14 protein-coding genes are annotated in these 14,204 nt (G+C 69.7%); 7 read left to right on the forward strand and 7 right to left on the reverse strand.

Features of this window, described 5'->3' with window-relative positions:
• Positions 1-206 precede the first annotated feature (206 nt).
• Both DPQ23_RS13135 and grxD read left to right on the forward strand, forming a co-directional pair.
• Entirely contained in the window at positions 207-449 is a 243-nt protein-coding gene (locus tag DPQ23_RS13135; protein WP_112875250.1) for a BolA/IbaG family iron-sulfur metabolism protein, read from the forward strand.
• A 44-nt stretch (positions 450-493) separates the two neighbouring features.
• Entirely contained in the window at positions 494-856 is a 363-nt protein-coding gene (gene grxD / locus DPQ23_RS13140) for a Grx4 family monothiol glutaredoxin (protein ID WP_112875251.1), read from the forward strand.
• A 63-nt stretch (positions 857-919) separates the two neighbouring features.
• On the opposite strand, the gene DPQ23_RS13145 is transcribed toward grxD, so the two are convergent.
• Together DPQ23_RS13145 and DPQ23_RS13150 are read right to left on the reverse strand one after the other, a co-directional pair.
• Positions 920-1,609, reverse strand: coding sequence for a phage holin family protein (locus tag DPQ23_RS13145; RefSeq protein WP_112875252.1), 690 nt, complete (start codon positions 1,607-1,609; stop codon positions 920-922).
• A gap of 4 nt (positions 1,610-1,613) precedes the next feature.
• The gene (locus tag DPQ23_RS13150; protein ID WP_112875253.1) at positions 1,614-2,033 is read right to left on the reverse strand and encodes an ElaB/YgaM/YqjD family protein; all 420 of its coding nucleotides are present in this window, start codon (positions 2,031-2,033) and stop codon (positions 1,614-1,616) included.
• A 220-nt stretch (positions 2,034-2,253) separates the two neighbouring features.
• On the opposite strand from DPQ23_RS13150, the gene exbB reads away from it, so the two are divergent.
• The 3 genes from exbB to DPQ23_RS13165 are packed head-to-tail and all read left to right on the forward strand — an operon-like array spanning position 2,254 to position 4,456.
• Positions 2,254-3,072, forward strand: a complete 819-nt coding sequence (gene exbB / locus DPQ23_RS13155) for a tonB-system energizer ExbB (RefSeq protein ID WP_112875254.1) — start codon at positions 2,254-2,256, stop codon at positions 3,070-3,072.
• Positions 3,072-3,491 (forward strand): TonB system transport protein ExbD, encoded by a 420-nt coding sequence (gene exbD / locus DPQ23_RS13160; RefSeq protein ID WP_112875255.1) that lies wholly within the window; start codon positions 3,072-3,074, stop codon positions 3,489-3,491. The genes exbB and exbD overlap by 1 nt, the downstream gene beginning before the upstream one ends.
• Positions 3,488-4,456 (forward strand): TonB C-terminal domain-containing protein, encoded by a 969-nt coding sequence (locus tag DPQ23_RS13165; protein WP_112875256.1) that lies wholly within the window; start codon positions 3,488-3,490, stop codon positions 4,454-4,456. The genes exbD and DPQ23_RS13165 overlap by 4 nt, the downstream gene beginning before the upstream one ends.
• 111 nt (positions 4,457-4,567) lie before the next feature.
• Here DPQ23_RS13165 and DPQ23_RS13170 read toward each other — a convergent pair whose 3' ends face one another.
• The 4 genes from DPQ23_RS13170 to DPQ23_RS13185 form a co-directional block, all read right to left on the reverse strand.
• On the reverse strand, positions 4,568-6,094 hold the full coding sequence (locus DPQ23_RS13170; RefSeq protein WP_112875306.1) for a Ppx/GppA family phosphatase: 1,527 nt from the start codon (positions 6,092-6,094) through the stop codon (positions 4,568-4,570).
• A gap of 47 nt (positions 6,095-6,141) precedes the next feature.
• Positions 6,142-8,307, reverse strand: a complete 2,166-nt coding sequence (locus DPQ23_RS13175) for an RNA degradosome polyphosphate kinase (protein WP_112875257.1) — start codon at positions 8,305-8,307, stop codon at positions 6,142-6,144.
• A 150-nt stretch (positions 8,308-8,457) separates the two neighbouring features.
• Complete coding sequence (locus DPQ23_RS13180; protein ID WP_112875258.1) at positions 8,458-9,144, reverse strand: P-loop NTPase family protein; 687 nt, start codon at positions 9,142-9,144, stop codon at positions 8,458-8,460.
• Positions 9,145-9,147: 3 nt separating this feature from the next.
• Positions 9,148-10,740: an AI-2E family transporter gene (locus tag DPQ23_RS13185; protein WP_205961467.1), complete on the reverse strand. Its 1,593-nt coding sequence runs from the start codon at positions 10,738-10,740 to the stop codon at positions 9,148-9,150.
• 154 nt (positions 10,741-10,894) lie between these two features.
• Between DPQ23_RS13185 and proS the strand changes: the two genes are divergently transcribed.
• Together proS and DPQ23_RS13195 are read left to right on the forward strand one after the other, a co-directional pair.
• The gene (proS, locus tag DPQ23_RS13190) at positions 10,895-12,253 is read left to right on the forward strand and encodes a proline--tRNA ligase (protein ID WP_112875259.1); all 1,359 of its coding nucleotides are present in this window, start codon (positions 10,895-10,897) and stop codon (positions 12,251-12,253) included.
• Positions 12,253-12,738, forward strand: coding sequence for a DUF2937 family protein (locus DPQ23_RS13195; protein ID WP_112875260.1), 486 nt, complete (start codon positions 12,253-12,255; stop codon positions 12,736-12,738). Before proS ends, DPQ23_RS13195 begins: the two co-directional genes overlap by 1 nt.
• Positions 12,739-12,778: 40 nt before the next feature.
• Here DPQ23_RS13195 and miaB read toward each other — a convergent pair whose 3' ends face one another.
• The gene (gene miaB / locus DPQ23_RS13200) at positions 12,779-14,086 is read right to left on the reverse strand and encodes a tRNA (N6-isopentenyl adenosine(37)-C2)-methylthiotransferase MiaB (RefSeq protein ID WP_112875261.1); all 1,308 of its coding nucleotides are present in this window, start codon (positions 14,084-14,086) and stop codon (positions 12,779-12,781) included.
• Positions 14,087-14,204 lie beyond the last annotated feature (118 nt).

The following is a 14,204-nucleotide window of genomic DNA, read 5'->3' on the forward strand; positions in this document are numbered from 1 at the left end:
GCGGAGGTCTCCGCCCGACCCGGCCATGCTCCGGCGGGTCCAACTGCGACATTTCTAAATTGCCCCGACAGCGACACATTAACTTGGTGACAACAGTGGGTCTGCTGTTCCGCGGTCTCGTCCCACCGCTCCGGCAGCGCGCCGTGTCGCCCTTGCAGCCCTGCGACGCGCAGCCTACATCAGGCGCACGCAACAAGGAGAGCGGCATGGCCATGGAAGCCCACGAGATCGAGGCGTTGATCAGATCGGCCTTTCCACAGGCACGGATCACCATCACCGACCTGGCCGGCGACGGAAATCACTTTGCGGCCGAGGTCGTGGATGAAAGCTTTCGGTCGCTGAACCGCGTCCAGCAGCAGCGGGCGGTCTATGCTGCGCTGCAAGGCCGCATGGACGGGCCGGCCGGTGCGTTGCATGCGCTGGCCCTGACCACCAAGGCCCCGGACTGAACGCTCTCTCTGCCCCCCGGCAGCACGCCACGCGAGGATATAAAATGACCACGATCCGTGACCAGATACAGGAAACCCTCGACGCCAACGACGTCGTCCTGTTCATGAAAGGAACGCGCGACGTGCCTCAGTGCGGCTTTTCAAGCCGTGTCGTGGGCGTCCTGAACTATATGGGTGTCGCCTATCGCGACGTGAACGTGCTGTCGAGCGACGAGATGCGCCAGGGGATCAAGGAATTTTCCGACTGGCCGACCGTGCCCCAGCTTTACGTCAAGGGCGAGTTCGTGGGCGGCTGCGATATCGTGACCGAGATGACGCTGTCGGGAGAGTTGGACCAGCTGTTCGACCGTGCCGGAGTGGCCTTCGACAAGGATGCAGCGGAAAAGATCCGGGCGGCAAACGCCTGATCACGCGGTCGGACCATCCGGCACAAGCTATTGAAAAGGGCCGCTCTCGCGGCCCTTTTCGTGTCAGTAGAGATCGTCGCGATCCAGATGGTCGTCGCTGTAGGACCAGTCGTCGTCTTCGTCGTCGCGGTGGCGCCACGCCTGGATGCGGGACGCCAGTGCGATGCCGACCGCGAATGCCCCCAGCAGGGGTGGCACGGTGGCTGCGTTCGACTGCTTGACGTGCTCGGCCGTCTGCTTGACCTGCCCCGCGGTCTGCCGGGCCTGCGCCAGGAACTGTGGCGTCAGGCCCACCTTTTCAGCGGCGTTGCGGGTCATGCCCTGCACCTTGGCCTCGGCGTCCTCGGCGAACTGGCCGGCCTTGTAGGACACGGTGTCCACAAGGCCGTGGACCTTGTTCTCGACGGTGTCCACGACCTCGGTCGCCTTGATGCGGGCCTTTTCCAGCGCGGCATCGGTGGCCAGGCTGACCCGCGTCTCGACCTCGGCACGCAGCTCGTCGGTGGACGGCATCGGATGCTTGACGGTCATCGACATCCTGATGACGACGAACCCGACAATCACGAACAGCAGGCCAATGGCCAGAGAGGCCCCCAGCGGACCCCAGTCGAGGGTATCCGCCAGGAAGGTCCACAGCGCGGCGATCAGAAACCCTGCGCCGATGGCGATCACGACGCCGGCGGCGGCCTTCATGCCTGCCCGCCGCGCCGCATCGCTCAGCGCGAGTTGCATGTTGCGCGCATAGTCGAACATCGGATCAGCGACGCGCCAGGATCAGACCGACCAGGAAACCGACGCCAGCGGCGATCCCCAGGGCCTGTGCGGGCTTGCGGCGGACCATGTCCGACATCTCGTCGTAATAGTCACCGGCATGGGCGGCCACCTCGCCGGCCCGGCGTTCGCCGGCGCGATACAGGCGGTCAGCCTCGCTGCGCGCGCGATCCGCCAATTCGGCGCCCTTTTCCTTGGCGGTCGAGACGAACTCCTCGCCCTTTTCACGGGCGGTGGCTGCAAGGTCGGCCGCGGAATGCTTGATCTTGTCGGTCGTGGTGTTGTCGGTTGCCTCGTTCCACGCCTGCTTGGCGTCGCGGCCGATCGACTTGGCGGTGTCATGGGCGTCGTTGGCAGCGTCCTTGACGTCGTTCTTCAGATCGTTGGTCGTGTAATCGGTGGCCATCTGTCCATCCTTTCGACAGCAAAGTTTCCTTATGGGGGCAGAACGGCCGGGCGCGCGGATTGTTCCGGCACCGGGAAACATTCGCCTTTCGCCCTGCCCCGCCGCGTGGTCGACGCAGGATCTGCGGATTGTTGACAGAACTAGTCTGGCGACCTATCGGGTCTGGGCGACGCCAGCACACGCGCGCGTCATCACGCAACCGTTCGCCCCAGGACGTCCCATGGACCGATTTCCTTCGACGCTGTCCGGTGCCGCGACGCGCCGGGCGCTGGTGATCTTTGCCCGAGCGCTGGCGCTTTCGCTGCCGCTGGCGCTGGCCGCCGCCGCCGCGTCGGCACAGGAGTTCGCACGCCCCCTGCCCCATGACCTGTCCCCCCTGGGGATGTTCCGGGCCGCCGACGTGGTGGTCCGGGGCGTGATGCTGGGGCTGATCGCGGCCTCGGTCGTGACCTGGACGGTCCTGCTGGTCAAGGCAGTGGAACTGGCGCTGGCAACCGGCGCCGCACGCCGCAGCGCGCGCGCGGTTGCGGCCGCGCCGACGCTGCCCGCGGCGGTCACCGCGGCCGGCGGGCGCCGCGATCCGATCAGCCACATGCTGCGGCTGGCGGACGCCGAGCGGCGCCGGTCGGCACCTGCCCTGCCCGCCGGGACCGATGGCCTCAAGGGCCGCATCGCCTCGCATCTGGGCGGCGTGGTGGGACGCGCGGGCCGGCAGGCGGCCATGGGGACGGGCATCCTGGCCACGATCGGATCGACCGCACCCTTTGTCGGGCTGTTCGGGACGGTCTGGGGGATCATGAACAGCTTTATCGGCATCTCTGAATCGCAGACGACCAACCTGGCCGTGGTCGCCCCCGGCATCGCCGAGGCGTTGCTGGCCACCGCGCTGGGGCTGGTCGCGGCGATCCCGGCGGTCGTCAGCTACAACGCGCTGGTGCGGGCGATCACCGGGTATCGCCTGCGGCTGGCAGACGGCGCGGCGGCCGTGGAACGGCTGGTCAGCCGCGACCTCGACCGGCAGGCCGCGGGGCACGCGTGATGGCGGGCGGGCCGGACGACGGCGACGACCTGACCGAACAGCACGAGATCAACGTGACGCCGTTCATCGACGTCATGCTGGTCCTGCTCATCATCTTCATGGTGGCGGCGCCCCTGGCCACCGTGGACATCCAGGTCAACCTGCCGGTTGCGGCGGGCGCGGCATCGCCCCGCCCCGATCAGCCGGTCTGGCTGACGGTGGCCCCGGATCTGTCGCTGACGCTGGGGTCGGACAGGCTGGCGCCCGGCACGCTGGGACAGGCCCTGCAGGCGGCGACGGGCGGCGATCCCGAGGCGCGGATCTATCTGCGCGCGGACCGCAGCGTCAGCTATGGCGATGTCATGGGCGTGCTGAACCAGATCCGTGACACCGGCTTCACCCACATCGCGCTTGTCGGGCTGGAGCCGGGGGCACCATGAACCCCGGGGGCTTTCTGGGTCGGACGGGCGTCTGGTTTGCAGCCACCGCCGCAGTCTGCGCGGCCCATGTCGCCGCAGCACAGTTGCTGCTGGCGAACGTCGCCCCAGGTCCCCACGCCCCGCCCCCGGATGCCGTGATGGTCGAACTGGCCGCGGAGCCCCCGGCAGCTGCCCCCGCCAGCGAGGCCGCGTCGCCCTTGCAGGATTCCTCGCCGCCTCAGGCGACACGGGCCGAGGCAAGCTCGGCCAAGCCCGCGTCCGATGCGGTCCCGGCCGCGCCCGCCCTGAAGGAACCGCAGCGGCCGCCCCTGCCCACCCTGCCCCCGGTCAGCGACACCGCCGCCCTGTTTCCGGCCCCGCCCGAGCCGCCCGCGGATTTCACCGTGACGGACTTTGCCACGCTGCCGCCGCTGGGCGATTTTGCCGCGCTGGTCCCGTCCAAGCCGCTGGCTGCCTCGCGCCGTCCTGCGCCCCGCCCGGACCGTGACAGCGCATCCCCGCGCCGTGCCGACCGCACCCCGGCGGCGCAGACGACCGAAACCCGCCAGGACCCCTCGCCCGACCACACGCCCCGCCCGCAACCGGCCGAGCCGCGACAGGCGTCGCAGCAAGCCGATCGCGCGGCCGAAGCAGGGCGTGCCGGGACAGGGCGCGAGGGAGGCAAGGGGTCCTCGCAGCGCGCGCCCGGTCGGGCACAGATGCAAAGCTGGCAATCGCAGGTGGGCGCGCGCATTTCTCGCCACATGGCCCGGACCCGCCTGCCGGGCGGCCGCGGCGCGGCGCGCGTGCAGGTGTCCGTCACCATCGCCGCGAACGGCGCGGCGACCGCCCGGCTGGTCAGTTCGACCGGCGACCCGGGGGTGGATGCGGCGCTGGCCCGGCAGGCCGCCCGGCTGCCGCGCATGCCCGCGCCGCCCGGGGGGACGGCGCAGTCCTTCATCCAGCCGATCCGCGTCGAGTTCTGATCCGCAGCCGCGGCACAGCCGATGCGGTTGCGCATCCCAGACCGCCCGTGCAGGGCTGGGTCAGCGCGGCTCGTCCACCCGCCGCCCAAGCCCAGAGCCGACGGTTTGGGGCTACGCCACGACCGGCTCGACCCCCAGAACCTCCGCCAGCGAGGCCAGCCGCGCCTCGGCAACCTCGCCCATCAGCTCGCGGCCCGTGCGGGTCAGCGTCAGGCGCAACTCGCCCTTGTCGCGGTCCAGCGCCAGTGCGCCGGCGTCGGACGGGTCGCCCACGGAAAACATCGCGCCGAAGCGCATTGCGCGGCCCAGCGTCTCGGCCTCGCGGATCTCGTCCTCGCTCAGCAGGGAAAACAGCGGCGCCATCGACGACCCCGCGCGGTTTGAGCGGTAGCGGTAGAGCAGCGCCAGACCCAGGAACACGCGTTCGGGGTGTGACAGCGCGGCCAGATTGGCGCGCGTCACGTTGTCGAAACAGGCCTCGGCCCGGTAATCGGGGTGCGCGCGCCAGCTCGTGTCGTGCAGCAGGCAGGCCGCCCGGATCAGGCGGTCGCGCGACGGCGCCACGTCGGGAAACAGCGGCGCCAGGAACTGGTGCAGCTTCTTGCCCGATCCCGGCATCCGCGCCATCTGGCGCTCGGTAAAGCGCGCGGCCTCGATCAGCGGGTCGCGCCTGCGGATGCTGTCGGGCATCTGCTCGTACAGCAGCCCCTCGCGGATGCCGTACGAGCTGATGGCGATTTCCGCGTTCGGAAAGGTCTGCACCAGCTGGCGCAGCACCTGAGAGGCCAAGGGCACCAGTTCGATGCGGCTGCCCGAAATCCCGGTGCGCGCCCGCAGCGCCCCCAGATCGTTCTGGCCGATCCACTTGACCGTCGCCAGCACGTCGTCCGTCGTCATGCGGTATTCATGCAGCACCGTCATGGGATAAGAGCGGCGCTCCATGTCCAGCCGGGCGATCGCCCGCCACGATCCGCCGACCAGATACATCCGCGTGTGGTCGGTGCCGATCCGCTCTGCCGCATCGGCCAGCACCTTCTCGATGTGGCGCTTCTGGGCCTTGGGCTCGACCTGCTGCAACCGGAACGGCCCCAGGGGCGTGCTGATCCGGCGCCCCACCGCGCCCTGCGCCACCTCGGCCAGTTCCATCGAGTTGCCGCCGATGTCGCAGACCAGTCCGCGCGCATCCGGCCAGCCCAGCATGACGCCCTGGGCCGACAGCCGCGCCTCCTCCTCGCCGTCGATGACCCACAGCTTCAGGCCGGTCTGCCGTTCGACCGCGCGATGAAACGCCGGGCCGTCCGACGCCTCGCGCACCGCCGCGGTGGCGACGCAGGTCAGCGTCTCGATCCCCATGCCGCGCGCCAGCGCCGCAAAGCGCGTCAGCGCGGCCATGCCGCGACGCACGCCTTCGGGGTTCAGCTTGCCGGTACTGGCCAGCCCCTGCCCCAGCCCGGCCATGACCTTTTCGTTGTAGAAATACGCGGGGCTGCGGGCCGCACCGTCGAACACCACAAGCCGGATCGAGTTCGATCCGACATCGACGACGCCGACGCGCGCCAGTTCGCGGGCTGACCGGACAGGCAGGCCCGCCTTTCCAAAGGGCGAGACGCGGCGGCCCGAGGTGGTGGTGAGGTTCATGGACGTCTCCGGGTCATGATCGCGCAACGTCGCGCCGGTCATCGGGTTCAGTCGGACGAATGGGTCAGGGCGGGCACATCCCCGGCCCCGGCGGTGCCGCGCCCCGACAGGGACGGGTTTTCCATGAAGAAGCGGTGACAGCTGAACAGGTCGTCGCGCCCGGCGGGCAGGTGGCGCAGATAGCGCCCGTCCGGCATCAGCAGCCAGCTCTGCGCCTCGTCGGCCATGTTGGCGGCCATGACCTGGCTGGTGATCTGCGCCTTGACGGTCTCGTTGTGGCATTCGACCAGCGTTTCGACGCGCCGGGTCAGGTTGCGCCCCATCCAGTCGGCCGAGCTGATGAACACGCGCGCCTTGCGCGACGGCAGGCCGTGGCCGTTGCCAAAGCAGACGATCCGGCTGTGTTCCAGAAAGCGCCCGACGATGGATTTCACGCGGATGTTGTCGGACAGCCCCGCGATGCCGGGCCGCACGCCGCAGATGCCGCGCACGACCAGGTTGATGCGGACGCCTGCGGCCGATGCGGCATACAGCGCCTCGATCACGTCCTTGTCGATCAGGCTGTTCATCTTGGCCCAGATCTCGGCGGGGCGGCCCAGGCGGGCGAACTCGGCCTCGCGCGCGATCAGGTCCAGCAGCGTCGATTTCAGGTTGATGGGGCTGATTGCCAGGTTCTCCAGCCCCTCGGGCTGCACATACCCCGACAGATAGTTGAACACCTTGGTCGCATCGCGCCCCAGCGCCGCGTCGCAGGTGAACAGCGACAGGTCGGTATAGATGCGGGCCGTGATCGGATGATAGTTGCCGGTCCCGAAATGCGTATAGGTCACAAGACCGTCGCCCTCGCGCCGCACCACAGTCGAGATCTTGGCGTGCGTCTTGTAGTTCATGAACCCGTAGACGACATGCGCGCCGGCGCGTTCCAGCCGCCGCGACTGGCGGATGTTGGCGGCCTCGTCGAACCGCGCCTTCAGCTCGACCAGCGCCACGACCGACTTGCCGGCCTCGGCCGCCTCGCACAGCGCGTCCACGATGGGGCTGTCGCGGCTTGTGCGATAGAGGGTCTGCTTGATCGCCACGACATCGGGGTCCACCGCCGCCTGGTTCAGAAAGCGGATCACCATGTCGAAGGTCTCATAGGGGTGATGCAGCAGCATGTCCTTGTGCCGGATCGCCGAGAACATGTCGCCGTCGTGATCCTGCACCCGTTCGGGCACCCGCGGGGTGAACGACGGCCACTGCAGGTCGCGGCGGCTGTCCAGCACCAGTTCGCGCAGGTCGGTCATGCCGACCAGCCCGTCCACCTCGATCACCTCGTCGGCGCCGACCTGAAGTTCCCGCATCACCAGCGCCCGCAGGCGGCTGGGCGCGCCGGTGGTGATCTTCAGCCGGATGACATCGCCGCGCCGGCGGCGCTTCAGCGCCGTCTCGAACTCGCGCACCAGGTCCTCGGCCTCGTCCTCGACCTCCAGGTCGCTGTCGCGCAGCACGCGGAACACGCAATGGCCGGTGTCACGATAGCCGGGGAACAGGCGGCCCAGGTTCATCAGCAGCAGGTCCTCGAGCCGCAGGAACCGCTCTCCGCCAGGCAGGGGCACAAAGCGGGGCAACTGACCGGGGATCGGCAGCAGGGCCTGCATCTGCCGGCCATCGGATTCGCGCGCCAGTTGCAGCGCCAGCGACAGGCCGGTGTTCGGGATGAACGGGAACGGGTGCGCCGGGTCGATCGCCAGCGGCGTCAGGACGGGAAACACCCGCTCCATGAAGGTCACGCGCAGAAATTCGGCCTCTGCCCGCGTCACGCGACTGCGCGACAGGATCACCAGTCCTTCCTGTTCCATGTCGCGGCGCAGACGGTTCCAGACCCCCTGCTGGGCGGCCATCAGGCGGCGCGCGTCGGCGTTCACCAGCGTCAGCTGCTCGGCCGGGGACAGGCCGTCGTCAGAAGGCGTGGTGTTGCCCTCGCGCACCAGCTCGCGCAGGCCGGCCACGCGAACGGTGTAGAATTCGTCCAGATTGTTGGCCGAGATCGACAGGAAGCGCAGCCGTTCCAGCAACGGCACGCGCGGGTTGCGCGCCTCGTCCAGAACCCGCCAGTTGAAGCTGAGCCAGCTCAGCTCGCGGTTGAAGAACCGGGCCGGACCTGTCGGCGTCCCGTCGGGCAGGCTTCGCGCCTCGGGGAAGGGACACTTCAGGAAATCGGCTTGCGTCATCAGGAATCGGCGCCTTGGGGTCGGACGGGCAACGGCCCACATCATGGGGCAGCGACCGCGGGGATGCAAACGCGCCCCTGTGGATTGCCGCGGGCCAGGGCCCCGATCCGGGCCGGTCTGGCGGCGCAGGGCGGCGGTCAGCCCCCGTGGTCAGCCCTCGTCGGTCAGGATCTGCAGGGCGCTCAGCGCCAGCGGGCGGGTGACGGCGCGGCCCTGGGCCAGCGCGGACTGGTCGATGCGGCTGACCAGCCGGCGGGCCAGCCCGAGGTCGCGGTCCATGCGCCGCACCAGGGCCTCGATCACCCCCGCGCCGGGCATGAGCTGGCGATCGGCGAACAGCTTGACCAGCACCGCGGCCAGCAGATCCTCGTCGGGCGGGTCCAGGCGCACCGCCGCCATCGACGCCATGCGCGACGCGAGGTCGGGCAGCGCCAGCCCCCAGTCGCGCGGCGGCGTGCGGGCGGTGATCAGCAGCAGCGCCTGACGTTCGGCCGCAAGGTTCCACAGGTGAAACAGCGCCCGTTCGGCCCCCGCGGCGCCACCGGCGCGGTGCGCGTCCTCGACCACCAGGGCACCCATCGGATCGACAAGCGCGTCGCAGGTCTCGTCGCGCAGAGCCGACGCCCGTGCCCGGCGCGCCCCGTTCTCGGCCGCCCAGAAGGCCGCCATGTGGGACTTGCCCGACCCATCCGGCCCGATCAGCATCAGCCGGCCCTGCGGCCAGTCGCCGGGCCGGTCCAGCATCGCCAGCGCCGTCGCATTCGACGGCGCTGGCAGGAAATCGTTGCGCCCCAGCGAAGCCGGGGTCCGCAGGTCCAGGGCCAGTTGACGCCCCACCTGTCAGGACCGTCCGGCGGTCGGCCCGGCGTCCTGCGGGGGCGCGGGCGAGCGGCCCTGCTGGGCGGGGGCAGCGTCGGCGCGTTTGCGGGCGGCCTCGGCCTCGGCCCGGGCGGCGGTTTCGGCTGCCTTGGCCAGGGCCGCGTCGGCTGCGGGACCGGGGTGGCGGTCGGCTCCGCTCACGGCGGTCTCGACGCGCTTGCGGGCGGCCTCGGCCTGGCTTGCGGCGGACTTGCCCTTGGGGTCGTCGGGATCGGTGCCGTCGGGCGTCTTTCCGCCCCAGGTCCGCACCTCGGGGGCCACATCCAGCGACTGAACGGACCCTTCGGGGCCGACCGGCGGCACCTCGACCGACGCTTCGGCCAGGTGGGCGCCGTCGCGCTGGGCGGCCTCGGCCGCCGCCTCGCGCGCGGCCTGGCGCGCCAGTTCGATCTTGACCTCCTGCACGGCGGCAAGATGGGCGGCCTGGGCCCGCCGGCGCACCTCTGCCGTGGTGCCGGGGGGCACGACCTCGATCAGCACGGGCGGCGGCGGCTCGGGGATCACGTCGCTGCCGGTGTAAAGGGCGCTTTCCTTGTACCGATCGATGAAGAACCGCACCAGCACGCCGATGATCGCCCCCAGCGGAACGGCGACGACCAGCCCGACAAAGCCGAACAGCTTGCCGAACACGGCCAGCGCGATCATCAGCCACACCGGGTGCAGCCCGACATGGCCGCCGATGATCTTGGGCTGCAGATAGTTACCCTCGACGATCTGGCCGACGACGAAGATCGCCAGCACCGCGATGATCCATTTCGGATCGTCCCAGAACGTGAACGCCGCCACCGCGACCGAGGTGACGCCGCCGGTGAAGACGCCGACATAGGGGATGATCGACAGCACCGCGGCCGAGATCCCGATCACCAGCGCAAAGGGCAGTCCCACGGCCAGCAGCGATGTGGAATAGAACGTGGCCAGGATCAGCGTCACCAGCCCCTGCCCGCGCAGGAACCCCGACATGCTGTCGTTGATCTCGAGCGCGATGCCGCGGATCGTGTCGGCATGCTCGCGCGGCAGCAGCGCGTCGATGCGCGCCACCATGCGGTCCCAGTCCAGCAGCAGGTAGAACGCCACCACGGGGACGATCACCGCCAGCAGCACGACCGAGATCAGGTTGCGCACCGACGACAGCACGGTGCTGAGGACCTGCCCGCCCATCTGCGACATCTGCGCGGCAATGTCGTTCAGCGCGCTGCGCACGGTCCCGCCCTCGGGGAACCGCTCGGGGAACTGCTGGGACAACAGGACCTGCAGCGCCTGGAAATAGCCAGGCGCAGCCTCGATCAGCTGGGCCAGCTGGCGGATCACCATGGGGACCAGCAGCACCATCGCCAGCAGGAACGCCAGCACGGCGATCAGGGTGATCAGCGCCACGGCCCAGGTTCGCGACAGGCCGCTGCGCTCCAGCCGGTCGGCCAGCGGGTCCAGCACATAGGCGATGCCGGCCCCGATCAGGAACGGGGTCATCACGTTGCCCAGGCCCCACAGCGCCAGCGCGACGACCGCCGCGACCGCGCCCCAGGACCAGATCTGCTTGTGAACCGGCACCCGCATCGCCAATCCTTGTCTACGGAATCTTCGCGCGACCATATCCGAGGCCTGCCGATGTGCAAGCGTGCGACCGTCCAGCAGGGGCGTCCCGCGGGGGTGGTTGCCGGACGGGCCGCGATCCGTTAACCGGGCCGGGTCCAAGAAGGTGCCGCCTGCCATGCGTCTGTCGCGCTATTTCCTGCCCGTCCTGAAAGAGAACCCGTCCGAGGCGCAGATCGTCAGCCACCGGCTGATGCTGCGCGCGGGCATGATCAAGCAGCAGTCCGCGGGCATCTATTCCTGGCTGCCGCTGGGCCTCAGGGTCCTGCGCCGGGTCGAGCAGATCGTGCACGAGGAGCAGAGCCGCGCGGGCCACATCCCCGTGCTGATGCCGACGCTGCAGTCGGCCGACCTGTGGCGCGAGTCCGGCCGCTATGACGATTACGGCGAGGAGATGCTGCGCGTCACCGACCGCCACAAGCGCGAGATGCTGTATGGCCCCACCAACGAGGAGATGATCACCGACATCTTCCGGGCCCATGTCAACAGCTACAAGGACCTGCCGCTGACGCTGTACCAGATCCAGTGGAAGTTCCGCGACGAGATCCGCCCCCGCTTTGGCGTGATGCGCGGGCGCGAGTTCCTAATGAAGGACGGCTACAACTTCGACCTGACCAAGGAAGACGCGCTGCACGCCTACAATCGGCATCTCGTCAGCTATCTGCGGACCTATGAGCGCATGGGGCTGCAGGCGATCCCGATGCGCGCCGACAGCGGCCCCATCGGCGGCGAGAACACGCACGAGTTCCTGGTGTTGGCCGAAACGGGCGAGTCGGAAGTCTTCTATGACGCCGAGATCACCGACCTGACCTTCGGCGACCGGCAGATCGACTATGACGACCACGCCGCTTGCGCCGCCGTGCTGGAGGAATTCACCAGCCGCTACGCCCGCACGGACGAAACGCACGACGCGGCGCTGTTCGCCCAGATCCCCGAGGACCGCCGCAAGTCCGCCCGCGGGATCGAGGTCGGCCAGATCTTCTACTTCGGGACCAAGTATTCCGAACCGATGGGCGCGACCGTCGTCGGCCCCGACGGAGGCCGCACGCCCGTCCACATGGGGTCGCACGGCATCGGCGTCAGCCGCCTGCTGGGCGCGATCATCGAGGCGAGCCACGACGACCGCGGCATCATCTGGCCCGAGGGGGTGACACCCTTCCACGTCGGTCTGGTCAACCTCAAGCAGGGCGATGCGTCCACCGACAGCGCCTGCGAGGCGCTGGAACGCGAATTGCGCGCGCGGGGCCTCGAGGTGCTGTATGACGACCGCGACGAACGCGCGGGCGCCAAGTTCGCCACCATGGACCTGATCGGCCTGCCCTGGCGGATCACCGTCGGCCCGCGCGGGCTGGCCAACAACGTCGTGGAACTGACCAGCCGCCGGACGGGCGAGTCGGTCGAGATGTCGCCCAGCGAGGCGGTGGCACGGGTGGCCGAGGTCTATGCCCCCGTCTTTGCGGCGACCTACACGCCCTGATGGGCCTGCTGCGCCTGATCCCGGCGCTGGGCCTTGCCGCGGCGCTGTCGCATTTCCCGGCCTTCTCGGACCAGTATGTCCAGCGGCTGGGAGGTCAGGCGGACGCCCTGCGCCAGGTCGCGGCCGAGTTCGACGCCAGCGCCAAGCGCGCGGGCCTGACCCGGCCGGAGGCGCTGGAGCAGATCGCCGGGACGGCCTTTCTCGACTCGCACGGTCAGGACATGGGCCGGGTCTTCGTCCGGCTGGCGCGGGTCGAAAGCGACCTCGGCCTGCTGCGCGCGGCCTCGGCGCTGGAACGCATCGCCCTGCCCCACCGGATGCGCGACGCCGAAACGCTCAAGGCGACCTGGGGCGACTTCCGCCCGGCGCTGCCGCTGACGCCCGAGGGTCTCTGGGCCACGGGCATCGGCTTTCTGCTGGGATGGGTGCTCGTCGGCCTTCTGGGGGGGCTGTTCCGGCGCGACGCGCAACGGCGCTGGGCCTGAGACTGTCTGCGGCGGGTCGGGAGGCCCGGCCGCGCCGCTTTCAGACCAGCTCGCCCTCAAGCGAATTCGGCGCGCTGGCCTTGATCCGCACCTGCACCAGATCGCCCACCTGCGCCTGCGGCGCGTGGACAAAGACCGAATGCAGATAGTCCGACTTGCCGACAAGCTGGCCGGCCAAGCGGCCCGGCTTCTCGAACAGCACGCCCAGCGTGCGGCCGACCATCGCGTCCTGCGCGGCCTTCTGCTGGCGCGTCAGCAGCGCCTGCAACTGCTGCAACCGCGCATCGGCGACGGCATCGTCCACCAGCGCCCGGTCGAACGCAGGCGTCCCCGGGCGCGGCGAATACTTGAAGCTGAAGGCGGTGCCGAAGCCCACCTGTTCCACCAGCCGCAGGGTGGCGGCGTGGTCCTGATCGGTTTCGCCCGGGAACCCCACGATGAAGTCCGAGGTCAGCAGGATATCGGGACGCGCCGCGCGGATGCGCTCGATCAGGCGCAGATACTGGTCGGCCGTATGCTTGCGGTTCATGGCCTTGAGGATGCGGTCGGACCCCGACTGCACCGGCAGGTGCAGATAGGGCATCAGCTGCGGGATGTCCCGGTGCGCCTGGATCAGGTCGGCGGCCATGTCGTTGGGATGGCTGGTGGTATAGCGGATGCGGTCGAGGCCATCGATCTCGGCCATCCGGCGGATCAGGGTGCCGAAGCCTTCGCCCGCCGCGCCATGCCAGCCGTTGACGTTCTGGCCCAGCAGGGTGATCTCGCGCACGCCGCGCGCCACAAGGTCGCGCGCCTCGGCCAGGATGCGGGCGGCGGGGCGGCTGACCTCGGCCCCGCGGGTATAGGGGACGACGCAAAAGGCGCAGAACTTGTCGCAGCCTTCCTGCACGGTCAGGAACGCGGCCGGCGCGCGGCGGGTCGCGGCGCGCTGCGGCAGGTGGTCGAACTTGTCCTCGGCCGGAAAGTCGGTGTCCACCGCCGGACCCTGACCCCGCGCCATCGCGGGCAGGCGGTGATAGGCCTGCGGGCCCACGACCAGATCGACCAGCGGCATCCGGCGGATGATCTCGTCGCCCTCGGCCTGCGCCACGCAGCCCGCGACGCCGATCTTCAGGTCCGGGCGCGCGTTTTTCAGCGGCTTCAGCCGGCCCAGGTCGGAATACAGCTTTTCCGCCGCCTTTTCCCGGATGTGGCAGGTGTTCAGCAGCACCATGTCCGCGTCCTCGGCCCGGTCCGTCTGGACATAGCCGTCCGCGCCCATGGCCTCGGCCATGCGCTGGCTGTCATAGACATTCATCTGGCAGCCGTAGGTCTTGATGAACAGCCGCTTGGGCGTCTGGTCGGTCATGGTCGCGCTTTCCGGGGGATCACCCGCCGTCCATAGCGCAAACGGCGCGTCGTGGAAAGCGCCCCGGGCAGACCGCCGGGCGGAAGGGGCCCGGACGCGCACCCTGCCCGGCCGTCCC

Origin of the sequence: Paracoccus endophyticus (genome assembly GCF_003286075.1) — a bacterium.
GTDB lineage: Bacteria > Pseudomonadota > Alphaproteobacteria > Rhodobacterales > Rhodobacteraceae > Paracoccus > Paracoccus endophyticus.

Excerpts from the sequence above, each read along its gene's own strand:
- DPQ23_RS13185 (WP_205961467.1), bottom strand. The coding sequence starts at position 10,740 with ATGCGGGTGCCGGTTCACAAGCAGATCTGGTCCTGGGGCGCGGTCGCG.
- grxD (WP_112875251.1), top strand. The coding sequence starts at position 494 with ATGACCACGATCCGTGACCAGATACAGGAAACCCTCGACGCCAACGAC.
- DPQ23_RS13165 (WP_112875256.1), top strand. The coding sequence starts at position 3,488 with ATGAACCCCGGGGGCTTTCTGGGTCGGACGGGCGTCTGGTTTGCAGCC.
- DPQ23_RS13175 (WP_112875257.1), bottom strand. The coding sequence starts at position 8,307 with ATGACGCAAGCCGATTTCCTGAAGTGTCCCTTCCCCGAGGCGCGAAGC.
- DPQ23_RS13150 (WP_112875253.1), bottom strand. The coding sequence starts at position 2,033 with ATGGCCACCGATTACACGACCAACGATCTGAAGAACGACGTCAAGGAC.
- exbB (WP_112875254.1), top strand. The coding sequence starts at position 2,254 with ATGGACCGATTTCCTTCGACGCTGTCCGGTGCCGCGACGCGCCGGGCG.
- miaB (WP_112875261.1), bottom strand. The coding sequence starts at position 14,086 with ATGACCGACCAGACGCCCAAGCGGCTGTTCATCAAGACCTACGGCTGC.
- exbD (WP_112875255.1), top strand. The coding sequence starts at position 3,072 with ATGGCGGGCGGGCCGGACGACGGCGACGACCTGACCGAACAGCACGAG.
- DPQ23_RS13135 (WP_112875250.1), top strand. The coding sequence starts at position 207 with ATGGCCATGGAAGCCCACGAGATCGAGGCGTTGATCAGATCGGCCTTT.
- DPQ23_RS13145 (WP_112875252.1), bottom strand. The coding sequence starts at position 1,609 with ATGTTCGACTATGCGCGCAACATGCAACTCGCGCTGAGCGATGCGGCG.
- proS (WP_112875259.1), top strand. The coding sequence starts at position 10,895 with ATGCGTCTGTCGCGCTATTTCCTGCCCGTCCTGAAAGAGAACCCGTCC.
- DPQ23_RS13195 (WP_112875260.1), top strand. The coding sequence starts at position 12,253 with ATGGGCCTGCTGCGCCTGATCCCGGCGCTGGGCCTTGCCGCGGCGCTG.
- DPQ23_RS13170 (WP_112875306.1), bottom strand. The coding sequence starts at position 6,094 with ATGAACCTCACCACCACCTCGGGCCGCCGCGTCTCGCCCTTTGGAAAG.